Origin of the sequence: Propionibacterium acidifaciens (assembly GCF_003798325.1) — a bacterium.
Classification (GTDB): domain Bacteria; phylum Actinomycetota; class Actinomycetes; order Propionibacteriales; family Propionibacteriaceae; genus Propionibacterium; species Propionibacterium acidifaciens.
In genome coordinates, this window is the sequence record NZ_CP033719.1 from 1,312,381 (window position 1) to 1,328,022 (window position 15,642).

The following is a 15,642-nucleotide window of genomic DNA, read 5'->3' on the forward strand; positions in this document are numbered from 1 at the left end:
CGTGCGATGAGTGGGTGGTCAGTAGGCGAAGGACCTGTCGAGCGCGTCGAGGACGCGCTCGGCGTCGGGCAGATAGGCGCGCTCGGTCCTGGCGGGCGGGTAGTGGGTGTCCCAGGCCGCCACGCGGAGCACCGGGGCGTCGAGGGCGCCCCACATCTCCTCGTCCAGGCGGGCGGCGAGCTCGGCGCCGGGCCCGAGCGTGAGGCGGGCCTCGTGGACGACGATCACCCGGCGGGTGCGCTCGGCGCAGGCCCGGATGGTCGCCATGTCGAGCGGGGCGAGGGAGCGCAGGTCGACGACCTCCACGTCGCGTCCCTCCCCGGCGGCGGCCTGCGCGGCGTCCAGGCAGGTGCGCACCATCGGCCCGTAGGTCAGCAGCGCGGCGTCACGGCCGGGCCGCACGATCCTCGCCGAGCCCATCGGCAGATCGGGCCCGGACTCGTCCACCTCGCCCTTGGCGTAGTAGCGCGCCTTCGGCTCGAAGAGGATCACCGGGTCGGGGCACGCGATCGCCTGGCGCAGCAGCCAGTGGGCGTCCTGGGGGCAGGCGCAGGAGAGCACGTGCAGGCCGGGCGTGTGCATGAAGTAGGCCTCGGGCGACTCCGAGTGGTGCTCGGCCGCGCCGATGCCGCCGCCGAAGGGGATGCGGATGACGACCGGCAGGCCCTGCCGCCCGTGGGTGCGCGAGCGGTAGCGGGCCAGCTGGTTGACGACCTGGTCGAAACCGGGGAAGACGAAGCCGTCGAACTGGATCTCGGCGACCGGCCGGAAGCCGCGCAGCGCCAGGCCGATGGCCGTTCCGATGATGCCGGACTCGGCCAGCGGGGTGTCGATGACCCGCTGCTCGCCGAAGGCCTCGGAGAGCCCCTCGGTGACGCGGAAGACCCCGCCGAGGACGCCGACGTCCTCGCCGAGGACGAGCACTCCGGGGTCGGCGGCCATGGCCTCGTGCAGGGCCCTGTTGAGCGCCTTGACGACGGTGAGCCCGCTCATGCGCCGACCTCCTCGCCCGGGACGGTGGAGCCCGGGACGGTGGACAACCAGTCGAGGCACTCGGCCCGCTGCTCGGCCAGGTGGGCGCCCGGTTCGACGAGCAGATCGTCGAAGACCCGCTCGATGGGCGTGTCGACCAGCTCGCGGCAGGTGCGGCGCACCTCGGCGCCGAAGTCGTCGAGCTCCGCGTCGAGGGCCTCCAGCCAGGGCCGGTCGACGAGGCCGCGGGCGAGCAGGTGGGTCTGCAGCCGCTCGATCGGGTCGCGGCCGGCCCACTGCCGGGTGAGCTCGTCGCTGCGGTACCGGCCCGGGTCGTCGCTGGTGGTGTGCGCGCCCATCCGGTAGGTGAGCGCCTCGACGAGCACCGGGGAGCCGGCGCGCGCCCGTCCGAGGGCCCAGTCCATGACCGCGGCGCAGGCCAGCGGGTCGTTGCCGTCGACGCGGATCCCGGGGATGCCGAAACCGTGCGCCCGCTGGTAGAGCGGGATGGGGCTCTGGCGGGTGACCGGCTCGCTGATGGCCCAGCCGTTGTTGACGCAGCAGAACACCACCGGGGCGCGGCGGGCCGCGGCGAAGACGAGCGCCTCGTTGACGTCGCCCTGACTCGAGGCGCCGTCGCCGTAGACGGCGAGGGTAGCGGGCGCGGGACCGTCGCCGGCGCGCCCGAGAGCGACGCCCAGGGCGTACCCGACGGCGTGGAGCGGGTGGGAGCCGATGATGAGCGAGTAGGGCGCCATGCGCGTGGCCGCGCTGTCCCAGCGCGACAGGCCCGCCCCGCGCCACAGGGCGAGTATGTCGGCCGGGCTCACCCCCATCGCCAGGGCCAGGGACTGCTCACGGTAGGTGGCGAAGACCATGTCGGCCGGGTTCAGCGCGGCGGCGATCCCCGCCTGGTAGCCCTCCTGACCGACCAGCGGCGGCCACAGCCCGAGCTCCCCGTGGCGCTGCAGCGCGGCGCCCTCGACGTCGAACCGGCGGCCCCGGCGCATTCCGCGGAGCATCTCGACCAGGCTCCCGTCACCGCCCCGCCAGCGGAAGCGGGGGTCCTCGACGAGCTCCCCCTCGGGCGTGAGCAACCGCACCGGCTGCGTCGGATCCTCGATGTCCACCATCGTTCCTCTCACCGCACCACAACTTACGATCAAGTAACCTACTACCTGGTAACAAGGGGGGAGGGCGAGAGTCCCGGAATCCGGAACATCCCCTCCGCCTCGCCGGCCCGACCCCCAGGGGTCTACTCTGTGTGTCGAGTCGATCGCGCCCACTGATGTGGGCGCCAGGGAACTCCGGTGGAAATCCGGGACTGGCGCGCAGCGGTGAAGGTGACGGGGCCGGCACGAGACCCACTGGGGAGACCCGGGAAGGGGCCGGTCCCGGGTGATCCGAGTCCGAAGACCTGTCGGCTCGCCCGTCCGCTCGGCGTCTCGCGCTCACAGACGCCCCAGATGAAGGTCGAAGGTCCCGTGCCCCTCAGCGTCCCCCGCCGGTACCGGTCGCGCCGTGATGGCGGCGCCCTCGCCCACGCGCGGGGCGCCGCATGAGGACGAGGGGATCCGCCGCACCGGCCCGGCGCGGCGCCCGCGTCGCCCTGACGCCGGTCATCATCGGGCTCGTCGTCGCCATCGCGGTGAGCATCGTGCTGTCGCTGGCGTTCGGCTCCGAGCGCATCCCGCTGGCGGACGTCTGGGCGGTCGTGCGCGGGCAGCTGTCCGGCGACCCCGTCTCCTCCCCGTTCGCGACGATCATCTGGCAGTTGCGCATGCCGCGCGCCCTGCTGGCGGTGCTCGTCGGCGCCGGCCTGTCGATCGGCGGCGCGGGCATGCAGACCCTCGTGCGCAACCCGCTCGCCGAGCCCTATCTGCTGGGCATCTCCTCGGGCGCCTCGGTGGGCGCCACGGCGGTGCTCGTCTTCGGGGTGCTGGCCCGGTTCGGCGTCTACTCGCTGTCGGCCGGCGCCCTGCTCGGGGCGCTCGGCGCGGCGGGCGCGGTGTTCGGCGTCTCGCAGGCCCAGGGCGGCCTCACGCCGCTGCGCATGGTGCTGTCGGGCGTCGTGCTGTCCTCGGCGTTCTCGGCGGTCGCCTCGTTCATGGTCTTCCTCTCCGACGACAACCACGCGGCGACCTCGGTGATGTTCTGGATGCTCGGCTCGGTGGCCGGCGCCAGCTGGGAGAAGCTGCTGCTGCCGCTACTCGCGGTCGCCGTCGTCGGCACCGCGATGCTGGCCGTCAGCAGCTGGCTGGACGCCCTGGCCGCCGGCCCCGAGACGGCGGCGGCCCTCGGCGTGCGGGTCGGGGCGATGCGCGTCGGCCTGTTCATCGGGCTCGGCGTGCTCATCGGCTGCCTCGTGGCCGTCAGCGGCGGCATCGGCTTCGTCGGGCTCATCGTCCCGCATGCGGCGCGCATGACGGTCGGCTCGCTGCACCGCCGGATGCTGCCGATCGCCGCGCTGGTCGGTTCGCTGTTCCTCCTGTGGGTCGACGTCGTCTCGCGCGTCGTCGTGAGCCCCCAGGAGATCCCGATCGGCGTCGTCACCGGCGTGATCGGGGCACCCGTCTTCCTGGTCCTCATGGGGCGGCGCCGCTACGCGTTCGGGAGTCGTGACGCATGAGGGGCGGCACGAGGCGCACGCACCGCGGCATCGGGCCGATCCCCGAGATCCGCCTCGAGGACGTCGCCGCCCAGGTCGAGGGCCATGTCGTCGTGCGCGGCGTCAGCCTCACCGTGCCGCCCGGCACGAAGCTGGCGCTCGTCGGCACGAACGGCGCCGGCAAGTCGACGCTGCTGCGCGCCGCCGCCGGCATCGCCGAGCCCGCCGCCGGCCGGGTGCTGCTCGACGGACGCCCAGTGGGCGCCATGCGGCCCCGCGAACGGGCCCGCGTCATCTCGTTCGTCTCGCAGGAGGAGACCCCTCCGGACGACCTGCGCCTGGGCGAGATGGTCGCCCTGGGCCGCATCCCCTACCGGAGCCCGTGGTCGATGGACACGCACGGCGAGATGCACATCGTCCGCGAGTCGCTCGCCGCGCTCGGCCTGGGCGACCGGCTCGAGACGCCCTGCACGAACCTGTCCGGAGGCGAGCGCCGACGGGCCATGATCGCCCGCGGCCTGGCGCAGCGCTGCCCCGTCCTCATGCTCGACGAGCCCACGAACCACCTCGACATCGCCTGGCAGCTGCGCCTGCTCGACCTGCTCGGCTCCCAGCCGACGACGGTGATCGCCGCCATCCACGACATCGACACCGTGCTGCGCCACTTCGACCTCGTCGCCGTGCTCCACGACGGGCGCATGGAGGCCTCCGGCAGGCCCGCCGAGGTGCTCGATGCCGGGCTCATGGGCGAGGCCTTCGCCGTCGAGGCCATGCAGATCCCCCATCCGCACACCCATCAACCCCATCTGCTCATCAGCAGGGGAAAGGACACCCGATGAAGATCACCCGCATCGCACCGGTCGGGCTGCTCGCCATGGCCCTCGTCGCCACCGGCTGCGGCCCGAACGCGTCGTCCGGCTCGGCGGGCTCGTCGGCCGCCGGCACCGTGCAGCTCACCAACTGCGGCGAGACGAAGGAGTACCCGAGCCCGACGACGAAGCTGTTCGTCAACGACGGCAACATCATCTCGATCGCGCTGGCCGCCGGCGCCGCCGGCGACATCACGGCCGTGTCGAGCATGCAGCGCGACCGCGACGTGCTGGCCCTCAAGTACGGCGACGAGACCGTCGACGGCCTCAACCAGGTGGCCGACAAGTACCCGACGATGGAGAACATCGTCGCCGCGCAGCCGCAGGTCGTGTTCGCCGGCTGGGGCTACGGCTTCTCCGAGGAGAAGAACCTCACCCCCGACGGGCTGAGCGAGCAGGGCATCGACACCTACCTGCTCTCGGAGACCTGCCGTCAGGCCGACGGCAACCGCGGCACGATGGCCCCGTGGGACGCCCTCACCACCGACATCTCGAACATCGGCGCGATGACCGGCCACCAGGACGCCGCCGAGTCGGCCGTGGACGACATCACGACGCGCCGCCAGGGGCTCGAATCGGCGCCGCGGGCCGCCGACGAGCCGACCGCGTTCCTGTTCGACTCCAGCTCGGACACGATCTTCTCGTCGGGCTCCTTCGGCGCCCCGCAGGCGATGATGGACTCGGCCGGCGTCACGAACGCCCTGGCCGACGTGCAGGACACCTGGACGTCGGTGAGCTGGGAACGACTGGCCACCGCCGACCCCGACATCATCTTCTTCGTCGACTACCCGGGCCAGAGCTACGACGAGAAGGTCGAGGCGCTGCGGTCGAATGACGCGACGAAGAACCTGACCGCCGTCAAGGAGGGCCGCTTCGTCAACCTGCCCTACGCCATGTGGACCTCGGGCCCGCTCAACATCGACGGAGCCGAGTACATCCGCACGTCACTGGAGCACTACGGCCTCCAGCCGGCCTCGGACGTCCGGACGCACCTCGACATCACCCGACTGGCCGACCTGCCCGGCAACGACTGGCTGAAGTAGGCGGCCGGCCGGAGCGGGCCACCACGCCCCGACGGGCCACTGAGCCGGAGCGCGCCCGCCCGACCGGAACCGGCGGGCGGGCGCCACACCCGCCCGCCGGGGAGGCCGGCACGAGACCCGCCTCCCCGCATCGCGGCGGCCGTCGACAAGACGCCACGGGCATCATCCCACCCCACGGGACACCAACGAGCAGACGGCAGCACCCGGGTCGAACCGCCAGTACAGCGTGTCCACCCCCGGAGCCCGAAAACGTGGAACACCAGCCGCCCCGGACATGGCCGGGGCACTCTTCCGCCCGGCTTCCTACGAATGAGCCTCAATATTCGCTGATGGCGTGGTCGAACAGGAAGAAAAATGCTCTTGAATCTTCGGCTGCGATCAGATGAGCCATGCCGTCAGACCATGGACAACGACGGCGGCTGCTGCACCACCCGTCATGCCCCATTCCCTCTTGCCAGCACCGATGACAGCATCGACAACTTGGACGAGCGCGGCTGCGACGAGCAGCACCTTGGTCGGCCACTGGTCTGCGAAAACGATGAATGGCAACACTCCGGCAAGAACCCCGAGGGGAATGGCGCGAGCTGCGTACATGTTCGCGAAGAAACGTTCACCCCCAGCCACATGACGAGAGCCACTGAACATACCCGGCCGCACAAACGCAATGCAGGCTGCGACTACTGTGGACAGGGAGATCACTGCGTTGATGATTAGCAGTATCAACATCGGTTTCCTACTTTCTGCAAAGGTTTGCAATAGAGAAGATATCTGTCTGGGTAAAATTCCCGGATCGGACTGCGGGCAAGTGGGTAAGCAGAGTCTTACGGTCAACCTTTCCGTTAATAGGCAGACGTGGAATGCGGTCAATCAAGTAGATCTCGTCACACGCATCAACGTATTGGAGATTAGCACTATTCAACGCGGGCTTGGCGGCTATGTCTTGGGCTTCACGCGGCACAACGAAAGCGATTACGGATAGAGGAGTTGAGACATCAGCCGTCTCCAGCACAACTCCGGCTTCCTTAACACCTCGCCGATCGCCGCCCGCCACGAGAGCGGCGGCACGAAGTCACGATCGGACGTCTCCACCAGATCGTGGAGCCTGTCGCGCACCGAGGCGGGCACCCGCCCTGGCTTGTATCCCATCGGCGTACTTCTCCTTCTCGACGTGCCGCGGCCGCCGCCCCGGTAGCACTCAAGTCCTCGGGCGACCCGACCGACCAGAATGATAGTCTCTCACATATGGAATATGCTGGTGGTCTCGGATCCGAGTGACGCATCGGATCGCCGTCGCGGCCGGGCAGGGCGTCCGGGGTGCTGCGACCGAGAGGAAGTGGGACGTTGTGGGTGAGGACACGGGCCGGGCCCGGGCATCCGGGCAGGAGGCCTCCGGCCGCTGGGCCGGGCTGGTGTGTCTGTCGGTGGGCGTTGCGATGCTGTTCGTCAACACTGCCGCGGTGAACGTGGCACTGCCTGACGTGAGTGCGAGTCTGAACGCATCGATGGCGCAGCAGCAGTGGGTCGCCTCGGCCTACAGCCTGGCCTTCGTCGTGGTCCTGCTGATCGCCGGTTTCGGGGGAGACCGCCTCGGCCACCGCCGGGTGCTGCTCATGGGGCTGGTCGGCCTGCTCGTCGGCTCAGTCCTGGGCACGGCGAGCCCCGTCGTGGGGTGCCTCATCGCGGCGAGGGCCCTGATGGGCGCGGGCGCGGGGATGTTCATCCCGATGAGCCTGGCCCTGATCGCCGATCTGTTCCCCCGCATGGCGGACAGGGCGCGAGCGCTCACCGTGTGGACCATCGCCGGGACCCTCGGCGCTCCGCTCGGACCGGTGATCGGCGGCGGGCTCACCTCGTTGGCCGGGTGGCGGGCGATCTTCGCATTCGACGTCGTCGCATTCCTGGTGGTGATGGTGTGGAGCCTGCGCGTGATCCCCCGGTCGAGGCGGCCGGTCGCGTCCGCCACCGGCCTGCCGTGGCGGGGCGGGCTGCTCGTCACCGCGGGGCTCGGTCTGCTCACGGCTGGGCTCATCAACGCCCAGCGCGCCTGGATGAGCCTGTCGGCCTGCGGCTCCGCCCTGGCAGGAGTGGTGCTCGTCGTGGGGTTCGTGGTGTCCGACCTGCGCACCGGGCGTCCGCTGACCGATCTGCGCCTGTTCGCCTCGACCCCCTTCGCGATCGGGGGGATCGTGCTGGCCACCGTGAACTTCGCGGTCTTCGGGCTGATCTTCGTCCTGCCCGCCTATCTCGAGACGGTCCGCGGCCACAACGCGCTGGTGGGCGGGCTGCTGCTCATGCCGCTGGTCGCCGGCGCGATCCTCGGTTCGTTGCTGAACGAGCACGCCACGCGTCGGCTGAGCCCCGCCGGCGCATGCAGAGCCGGCCTGACCCTGCTGGCCCTGGGCGCTGTCATCATGGGCGCCGCGACCGTCCGAGGCGGACTCGTCCTCATGGGCGTGGGCGAAGCGCTCGCCGGCCTGGGCATGGGCGTCTGCCAGCCCGTCGCGCTGTCGTGGGGACTCTCCCAAGTCGACAGCGACCGGCGGGGCACCGGGTCGTCCCTGCTCAGCGTCCTCCAACAGCTCGGCTCGGTGCTGGGCATCGGAGTGCTCGGCACCGTCGAGGGCTCGATCTACAGCACTGGCCTGACTGCCTCAGGTGTTCACGCGACGCCCGAGGCCACGAGCTCGGTGACGATCGCCTTCCAGCAGGCCGCCCGCTCGCCGGACGCGGCCGGACAGGCCCTCCGAGAGGCAGCCGCCCGCGCATACACCACGGCGACGGACTTCTCCCTGCTCACCTGCTGCCTGGTCGCCGTCGGCGCACTCGTCGCCGTCGTGGTGCTCGTGCGCCGCGGTGACACCCGCACCGGGTGATGATGCGACTGTGACCGACACCGATGCGCAGAGTACCGCCACGAGGCCGTCCGCTGCGCCGACTGGCCGCGGCACGTCGACGAGGACCGTGGCCGCGCGCCGGGCCTGGCAGGAGCAGAAACGTCGTACCACGAGGGACTCGATCCGCCGGGCCGGTCGCTCCCTGCTCGCCGAGCACGACTACGACGCCATCACGGTGGCGCAGATCGCCCAGCGCGCCGGGGTCTCGCAGATGACATTCTTCCGGCACTTCTCGACGAAGGAGGACTTCATCATCGGCATGATGATCGATGACGAGACACTCCGGATGATCCGGGCCGTCATCGCCGAACAGCCACCGGGCACGCCGGCACTTCGCATCGGGCAGGACATCGCCCACGAACTCGTCCGGCGCCTCTCCGCCACCGAGCTGTCCCAGATGGCAAACTGGGTCCGACTCATCGCCTCGCACCCCTCGCTCCTCGCCGCGCTGCACGGGCACCGCACCCGCTGGGTCGACACCATCGAGACCCTGCTCCGCCCCGATTCGCCCCCGGGGCAGGACCTCGGCCGTCGGATGATCGCCCTCCTCCTCCTGGACCACCTCGTCGAGACCCTTTCCTGGTGGGCCGCCCGCACGGACCCGGACGCGCCCAGCCCCACCGAGCTCGCAGACCTCGCCGCCGAGGCGGCCCGCGCCATCCTCGACGCCACGCGGCCGAGCTGATGGCGCCCCGCACGGTACTTGTCGCGGATGCGGGCGAGGTGGGTGATGACCGTGTGACGCGACAGGCAGAGCTCCCGGACGACGACGTCCGAGGCGTAGCGCGCCGGGACGCGCGCCACCATGGCCGACAGCAGGCAGCGGGGGACACGGAGCATTCTCCCCAGAAAGGGCCTTCTCAGGAGCAGGTCTGACTCATTGGACAGCTCAATGATCTCTGCGGGCCCCGGCCATCGGCGTCCGGGCCCGCTCAGCCGACCGCGTCCGCCCTCGAGCCGGCTCGGGGGCCGGAACCCGCCCCGTCGCGCCCGTCTCCGGCGGCGTCGGCCTCCGGGACGGCCGCAGCGGCGGGGGCGGCCAGCTCCTCGGGGATCACGACGCCCTCGACGGAGACCCGGTCGAGATAGGCCATCGTGTCGAAGACGAGCTCGCGGGCGTTCTCGGGGTCTCTAGCACACCGCGAACACCGCTGTCCTCGCCGAAGGCAGACGCCTGCTCATCGCGGACCCGGCCCGCCTTGATGGTGTTCGCGTCATCGGGGTCGATGAGCACGTATGCGACACACCCGCCGGGGCGACAAGTACGTCACCGTCATCACCGCATCTCACCGGCGTGCATGAGGAAACCGGCCCGGCCAGGCTCCTCGACATGGTTCAAGGACGCTCCAAGGCCGTGTTCAAGACCTGGTTCGCCGAACAACCCCAGGCCTGGAGAGCCAGCATCAAGACCGTGGTCATGGACGGGTTCACCGGGTTCAAGACCGCCGCCGAGGAGATCTCTGAGGCCGTGCCAGTAATGGACCCCTTCCATGTCGTCCGCCTGGCCGGCGGACGCCCCGGACGAGTGCCGCCGACGCATCCAACAAGAAATCCACGTCCGACGAGGCCAGGCCGGGGACCCGCTCTACCAGGACCGCCGTACCCTTCACACCGCGCCGGCTGCTCACCGACAAGCAGAAAAACCGCCTAGACGCCCTGTTCGCCGATGACCGGCACGTGCAGGTCGAGGCCACTCGGGCCATCTATGGCCCCCTGAGACGGGGCCGTGTTTCGTGGGTTTCCTGTGCTGTTTCGGATGCGGTGGGGGCGTGCGGGTCGGGGTCGCCCCGGAGGAGACCGCCGTCCTGGTCGGGTGGAGGAGGCGTTCCGGCAGTCGCGTGCTCGCCGGGATGAAGGCCGAGGCGGTCCTGCACGCCTCCCGTGGCGTCGATGCGGGCGTCATCGCTGAGACGGTCGAGCGGGCGGAGAGGACGGTGCAGGAGTGGCCGGCCGACTGGCGGGGCACCAGGATGCGCCGGGTCCCGGCCGGGCATGCGGGGAACCGGGACGCGGTGGAACCCGTCCGCGTCCGGAAGCAGGAACCCGAGACCATCCTGGCCAGGCCGCTTGGAGCACGAGACCTGGACCCGCCGCACGCAGCCCCCGAAAGGGCAGCGCACCAGGCCGTCCGTGGACCGGCAGAGGACGTCCCAGTCGTTCTCCGACGCCCTCCCCCGACCAGCAGAACAGTCGCGCCGCACCCGACCGAGCAGAACCGGGACACCTGGCAGACGACCCTCGCACCGGACCGGCTCCAACGCGAAACCGAGGCGGCAAGATCGCGGTCGTCCCGGACAACGCCCGCCCCCACCACGCCAGAGCCCTGACCGGCCTCCACGGGCCCGGCCGGCTGCTGGAGCGCATCACCACGATCTTCCTGCCGCCGTACGTGCCCGACCACCAACCCGGCCGGGCACGTCCGGAACGCGGTCAGGAACGACACCGCCACCATCCAGCACGAGGCCCCCGAAGAAACCCTCGGCGCATCCGCCCCACACATCACCGGCCGAACATTCGACCACGACTCCGAGCACCTTCCCGCCCCGCGAAACCAGAAACGATCCTGCTCCATGACAGCCATAGAAACGATTTTGTTCCATGACAGCCATAGCAGCATTTCACTTACCCCAATGCAAAGAGTTATGGACATCTATACTATACTTGCCCACAGCAGGATTCATAAGCTAAGAATAGATTCCAAAACAATGAAATTTCAACTATAGAAGGAGGTATCTGCCTTCAAACAAGTTTTGATATGTCAGCATCTCACCGAGGGGGATATTTATTGATGGCTGGGGTACGTGGCCAAGGCAGACAGTTCGATATTGATGATGCCTTAGACAAGGCTATGGATATTTTTTGGCGAAATGGATATGAAGGAACTTCCATCGCCAAACTAACGACAGGAATGGGAATTACCGCTTCAAGCCTTTATGCTGCATTTCAAGATAAACAACATCTATTTGATCAAGTTGTCGAGCACTACCTGAATACAGAAGGTCGTTTCACGGACCTTGCCTTCAATGAAGAAGAACACGCCCTCCCCCTTATCCGACGAATCTTGTTTGAAGCTGCGGATAAATACTCCGACAAAAGTGGTCCGGGTGGCTGTCTTATTTCCTGCGCGGCAACTTGTGTTACAGATGCAAACCGGGACATCGAAAAAAAATTAGAGAGTCATCGAATCTCTAACATTAAGCGTATTAAAAATATAATAGATGCAGATCTTGAAAAGGAAGTCATCGTCTCGAATGTGAATGCTGAAAATATAGCGGAATTCATCGGAACTGTCCTGCAGGGCATGGCGCAGCGCGGCAGAGATGGCGCCTCTCTTCGCAACCTTCAATCGACTGCAAGAATAACATATATTTGCGTTGAATGTACGTTTAACGGATTTGATTATTGGAATTTAAACGATTCATCGCAAAGTAGGGTGGGATCTGAACACGTCGACCTCGAGGAGGCTGCGGGTGACGTATGACCGTAATGAAACAAGACTGCCAGCCCAGGTTTATGGCCGTCATGGGACGGGGCCGTGTTTCGTGGGTTTCCTGTGCTGTTTCGGATGCGGTGGGGGCGTGCGGGTCGGGGTCGCCCCGGAAGAAACAGCCGTCCTGGTCGGGGGGAGGAAGCGTTCCGGCAGTCGCGTGCTCGCCGGGATGAAGGCAGAGGCGGTCCTGCACGCCTCCCGTGGCGCCGATGCGGGCATCATCGCAGAGACGGTCGAGCGGGCGGAGAGGACGGTGCAGGAACGGCCGGCCGACTGGCAGGCCACCAGGATGCGCCCGGTCCCGGCCGGGCATGCGGGGAACCGGGACGCGGTGGAACCCGCCCGCGTCCGGAAGCAGGAACCCGAGACCATCCTGGCCAGGCCGCTTGGAGCACGAGACCTGGACCCGCCGCACGCAGCCCCCGAAAGGGCAGCGCACCAGGCCGGTCCGTGGACCGGCAGAGGACGTCCCAGTCCTTCTCCGACGCCCTCCCCCCGACCAGCAGAACAGTCGCGCCGTACCCGACCGAGCAGAACCGGGACACCTGGCAGACGACCCTCGCGCTGGACCGGCTCCAACGCGAAACCGAGGCCGGCAAGATCGCGGTCGTCCCGGACAACGCCCGCCCCCACCACGCCAGAGCCCTGACCGGCCTCCACGGGCCCGGCCGGCTGCTGGAGCGCATCACCACGATCTTCCTGCCGCCGTACGCGCCCGACCACAACCCGGCCGGGCACGTCCGGAACACGGCCAGGAACAACACCACCACCATCCAGCGCGAGACACCCGAAGAAACCCTCGGCGCATCCGCCTCATACGTCACCGGCCGCACCGTCGACTACGACTTCGAGCACCTCCCACTCCGCGAAACCAGAAACGATTTTGTTTCATGACAGCCATAGCAACCTTTTCAATATTCCTTACACGAAAACAAAGATGGAGCGTCCCAAGATCGAATATTGATGGCAGTCCGAGTTCGCTTGACTTGCACTCGACCAGTTTTACCGTGACACTCGGATCAAACTCAAATAGAGCTTTTCCACTAGCCGGTGGCCCAACCACTTGAGTGAACCAATCTGCTGCCACTTTAATGTTCGGCACAGCCAGAGAAATGTAATTTAGAGTGTTCATGGTATTAACAACACCTTTCCACGAAGGCCTCCCTTTTCAAAATCACGGTGAGCGGCAGCCGCTTCTGACAGGGGATACCTGCTCCCTACCGTAACTACTAAAGAATGGCAGGCCACTTGTTCAGCGATTGTTGCAAGCCGCGCCCCATCTTCCTGGACGTAACTCTTTGTCGGGATAATCCCGCGCTGAGGTTCAGGCTGCCGGTTGTCTGCGACTGACACGAACGCTCCTTTATCGTGTACTGCCGCAATTGTGCCGGAGATGCCAGCAGTATCAAGCACTGCGTCGAATGCATATCGTGGGATCTCTACAATATCTGAGTAAACCACCGTGATTCCCAACCTAGTCAGATCGTCACGGTCAGAGGAACGTGCGAGACCCGCTACTTCATGACCTCTTTGAAGCAACCACTGAGCGGCTACACGACCGACTGCTCCTGCTGCACCGGTCACAAGGACTCGGGAAGCTTGGGTCAAGTTGACCTTGTCAAGAAGTTGCGCAGCGGCCATAGCAGCCAATGGTACTGCTGCAGCTCGTTCAAGAGGAAGTTTCTCCGGTACAGACGCAAATAACGTTTCCGGAGCAACTACGAACTCTGAGTACGTTCCGCGTCTGCGCACAGATTGAGCGATCATGCCCATGACTGCGTCACCAACCTTGAATTTTGTGACATCAGCACCGGTAGCCTCGACCGTACCGCTAACATCCCATCCCAAAACAGCAGGAAATGTGAGATCAATACCAAGAAATCCCGAACGAGTCTTGATGTCAACTGGATTGACCGCAGCAGCCGCCACTTTGATCCGAATATCACATGAATTTATTTCTGGTTCTGGAAGATCCGAGTATGTAAGTTCATCGGCAGAACCTGTTCGATTAATAACAACTGCCTTCATCTTCATTCCTTTCAAACACAAATATCTGTCTGCCGAAAGATTAATTTTTGGACAACGCTTTAGCATTTTCTTCGGCTGCCATAAGCAGTAGACCACCATCAACATACATCGTTGCACCGACTACATATGACGCTTCTGAACTTAGAAGCCAAGTCACCGCATTGGCAATCTCTGCTGTCTCACCTGCTCTACCACTCGGAATAGCAGGTCGTAAAATTATGGAATTCTGATTTTCTTCATCAATGCCGTTCATTGGCGTTGCCGTCTCTCCCGGAGCAACGATATTAAGTCGAATATTAAACGGCGCGAATTCTAATGCTAGTGCTCGAGAGGCAACTGCAAGTCCCCCTTCGAGGCACAGTACAAGGCTCCACCTGAAATTGGAATCTTATCATGTACAGAAGTAATATTTACGATTGCGCCTTTGATTCCGTTTTTAACAAAATAACTCCCAGTCGCTGAGGTTAGAAGAAGCGGAGACTTAAGGTTGATTGTCAAGATCTCGTCTAATCTTTTCGCATCCAACGAAAAACCTGATGATCTGTCGTTGGCACCTGCATTGTTGACCAAATACCCAATCGGGCCATGCTCAGCAATAATGTCATGAAAACGGTTATTCACGTGACGAGGATGATCCAGCCCAATGAATATGGGGGTAGCCTCAATGTTACATTCTCTCCTGATCTCGTTGCATAGTTTCTGTGCGCGTTGACTTCCAGAATTATATCCCACGAGCCGCAGGAACATCTCCCATTGTTGCCAGTGTCGGGTTGCTAACGCTAAAAAGCTGTCGCGAAACAATGACATCGTAGGTGATCTCACGCTTCGCACGTACTGTCCACCTGCTTGATCCTTCACGAGTGACGTGGCGTTCAAGACCAGCTTCTTGAACATCGATCATGTCTAACTCCCATCTTCAGAACATGAGGCCACTGGGCCAGATGGACCCCATAGACCCCGCTGACCCGGTCTGCGCTGATCCCCCCTTACTCGAGCCAGACCTCGGTCTATCCGAAACTGAGTGTAGCATCATTCATGTAGTGATCGCTACATGAATAGCCTGGTGAGTCTCACCTCACAACTACGCGACGTGGCATGGAGAGAGACCACGACTCTGCTGGTGCCCCACCCGGCGGTACGCGCCTGGGTGTGCATGGCGTCGGCGGTGACCACTGTCCTGGTCCTAGTGGTGCGTGTGCGCCGGATCTTGACCACCTGGCGGGCACCGGGGAAGTCGATCCAGGCCGGGGCCACGACCGCTTGGACCGTGCGCGTGACTCGCCGCCCGCGTGAGTGGTCGGGTCGGGAGTCGCGTGGGACGTGTTTCCAGGGCAGGCGCTTCAGAGCGTGGTAGAGACTCGGCTGGTTGGCCTTCACGGTCAGGACGCCGTACTGGTCTGTGATCTGTTCGGCGGTGTCACTCCGGCTGTGGAGGGCGTCCATCGTCACCACGGCCCCTTCCAAGTCCATCAGGGCCAGAAAGCGCATCAGTCAGGTCCATTCGGAGAACTGCTCGGCGTTCGGGGCCCGCACGATGCACGTCGTGCCGGACCAGCCCCTGACCGCCACCGTCGAACCGGTCCACCGGTACACCACGGTACGGCCCCACCCCGCGATCGGGATGCTCACCCCCCATCGAGCACGAACGCGCCCACGGGACCGGGCATGGCCTCGAGGTCATCAAGGGCGGCAACCAGCCCCTACCCCAGACCACCGCAACCAGACAAACGAGCCCCCG

16 protein-coding genes, 1 pseudogene and 1 riboswitch are annotated in these 15,642 nt (G+C 65.8%); of the genes and pseudogenes, 9 read left to right on the forward strand and 8 right to left on the reverse strand.

Annotated features, from left to right (window positions below; translation table 11 throughout):
- Positions 1–18: 18 nt before the first annotated feature.
- On the reverse strand, positions 19–993 hold the full coding sequence (locus tag EGX94_RS05585; RefSeq protein ID WP_021796277.1) for an alpha-ketoacid dehydrogenase subunit beta: 975 nt from the start codon (positions 991–993) through the stop codon (positions 19–21).
- A complete protein-coding gene (locus EGX94_RS05590) occupies positions 990–2,105 on the reverse strand; it encodes a thiamine pyrophosphate-dependent enzyme (RefSeq protein ID WP_043120062.1) in 1,116 nt (371 codons plus the stop codon). The genes EGX94_RS05585 and EGX94_RS05590 overlap by 4 nt, the downstream gene beginning before the upstream one ends.
- A 123-nt stretch (positions 2,106–2,228) precedes the next feature.
- A riboswitch (cobalamin riboswitch) is annotated at positions 2,229–2,411 on the forward strand.
- Positions 2,412–2,581: 170 nt separating this feature from the next.
- Between EGX94_RS05590 and EGX94_RS05595 the strand changes: the two genes are divergently transcribed.
- The 3 genes from EGX94_RS05595 to EGX94_RS05605 are packed head-to-tail and all read left to right on the forward strand — an operon-like array spanning position 2,582 to position 5,492.
- Entirely contained in the window at positions 2,582–3,601 is a 1,020-nt protein-coding gene (locus tag EGX94_RS05595) for a FecCD family ABC transporter permease (RefSeq protein ID WP_028706696.1), read from the forward strand.
- Entirely contained in the window at positions 3,598–4,419 is an 822-nt protein-coding gene (locus EGX94_RS05600; protein ID WP_021796271.1) for an ABC transporter ATP-binding protein, read from the forward strand. The genes EGX94_RS05595 and EGX94_RS05600 overlap by 4 nt, the downstream gene beginning before the upstream one ends.
- Complete coding sequence (locus EGX94_RS05605) at positions 4,416–5,492, forward strand: ABC transporter substrate-binding protein (protein WP_021796272.1); 1,077 nt, start codon at positions 4,416–4,418, stop codon at positions 5,490–5,492. Before EGX94_RS05600 ends, EGX94_RS05605 begins: the two co-directional genes overlap by 4 nt.
- A gap of 378 nt (positions 5,493–5,870) precedes the next feature.
- On the opposite strand, the gene EGX94_RS05610 is transcribed toward EGX94_RS05605, so the two are convergent.
- Positions 5,871–6,191 carry a hypothetical protein gene (locus tag EGX94_RS05610; RefSeq protein ID WP_226906052.1) on the reverse strand — a complete coding sequence of 107 codons (321 nt, stop codon included), beginning with the start codon at positions 6,189–6,191 and terminating at the stop codon, positions 5,871–5,873.
- Positions 6,192–6,835: 644 nt separating this feature from the next.
- On the opposite strand from EGX94_RS05610, the gene EGX94_RS05615 reads away from it, so the two are divergent.
- Together EGX94_RS05615 and EGX94_RS05620 are read left to right on the forward strand one after the other, a co-directional pair.
- Complete coding sequence (locus EGX94_RS05615; protein ID WP_021796264.1) at positions 6,836–8,365, forward strand: MFS transporter; 1,530 nt, start codon at positions 6,836–6,838, stop codon at positions 8,363–8,365.
- Between the two features lie 10 nt (positions 8,366–8,375).
- On the forward strand, positions 8,376–9,071 hold the full coding sequence (locus EGX94_RS05620) for a TetR/AcrR family transcriptional regulator (protein WP_021796262.1): 696 nt from the start codon (positions 8,376–8,378) through the stop codon (positions 9,069–9,071).
- A 247-nt stretch (positions 9,072–9,318) separates the two neighbouring features.
- Here the strand turns inward: EGX94_RS05620 and EGX94_RS13365 are convergent, their stop codons facing one another.
- Positions 9,319–9,480: a hypothetical protein gene (locus EGX94_RS13365; protein WP_021796276.1), complete on the reverse strand. Its 162-nt coding sequence runs from the start codon at positions 9,478–9,480 to the stop codon at positions 9,319–9,321.
- Between the two features lie 122 nt (positions 9,481–9,602).
- On the opposite strand from EGX94_RS13365, the gene EGX94_RS05625 reads away from it, so the two are divergent.
- The 4 genes from EGX94_RS05625 (at position 9,603) to EGX94_RS13370 (ending at position 12,770) form a co-directional block, all read left to right on the forward strand.
- Positions 9,603–10,037 carry a transposase gene (locus tag EGX94_RS05625; protein WP_404825146.1) on the forward strand — a complete coding sequence of 145 codons (435 nt, stop codon included), beginning with the start codon at positions 9,603–9,605 and terminating at the stop codon, positions 10,035–10,037.
- A gap of 118 nt (positions 10,038–10,155) precedes the next feature.
- On the forward strand, positions 10,156–10,713 hold the full coding sequence (locus tag EGX94_RS05630; RefSeq protein ID WP_123826003.1) for a hypothetical protein: 558 nt from the start codon (positions 10,156–10,158) through the stop codon (positions 10,711–10,713).
- A 461-nt stretch (positions 10,714–11,174) separates the two neighbouring features.
- Positions 11,175–11,867 carry a TetR/AcrR family transcriptional regulator gene (locus tag EGX94_RS05635; RefSeq protein WP_021796744.1) on the forward strand — a complete coding sequence of 231 codons (693 nt, stop codon included), beginning with the start codon at positions 11,175–11,177 and terminating at the stop codon, positions 11,865–11,867.
- Positions 11,868–12,326: 459 nt separating this feature from the next.
- Positions 12,327–12,770, forward strand: coding sequence for a transposase (locus tag EGX94_RS13370; protein WP_021796747.1), 444 nt, complete (start codon positions 12,327–12,329; stop codon positions 12,768–12,770).
- Positions 12,771–13,004: 234 nt separating this feature from the next.
- Here EGX94_RS13370 and EGX94_RS05645 read toward each other — a convergent pair whose 3' ends face one another.
- The 4 genes and pseudogenes from EGX94_RS05645 to EGX94_RS13375 all read right to left on the reverse strand — a co-directional run bounded on the left by EGX94_RS05645 (position 13,005) and on the right by EGX94_RS13375 (position 15,533).
- Positions 13,005–13,904 (reverse strand): NADP-dependent oxidoreductase, encoded by a 900-nt coding sequence (locus tag EGX94_RS05645; RefSeq protein WP_081707313.1) that lies wholly within the window; start codon positions 13,902–13,904, stop codon positions 13,005–13,007.
- A 40-nt stretch (positions 13,905–13,944) separates the two neighbouring features.
- Positions 13,945–14,798 (reverse strand): annotated as a pseudogene (locus EGX94_RS14050) (SDR family oxidoreductase).
- A gap of 153 nt (positions 14,799–14,951) precedes the next feature.
- Positions 14,952–15,374, reverse strand: coding sequence for a hypothetical protein (locus EGX94_RS05660; protein ID WP_123826007.1), 423 nt, complete (start codon positions 15,372–15,374; stop codon positions 14,952–14,954).
- Between the two features lie 21 nt (positions 15,375–15,395).
- Positions 15,396–15,533: a hypothetical protein gene (locus tag EGX94_RS13375; protein ID WP_155948313.1), complete on the reverse strand. Its 138-nt coding sequence runs from the start codon at positions 15,531–15,533 to the stop codon at positions 15,396–15,398.
- Positions 15,534–15,642: the final 109 nt, after the last annotated feature.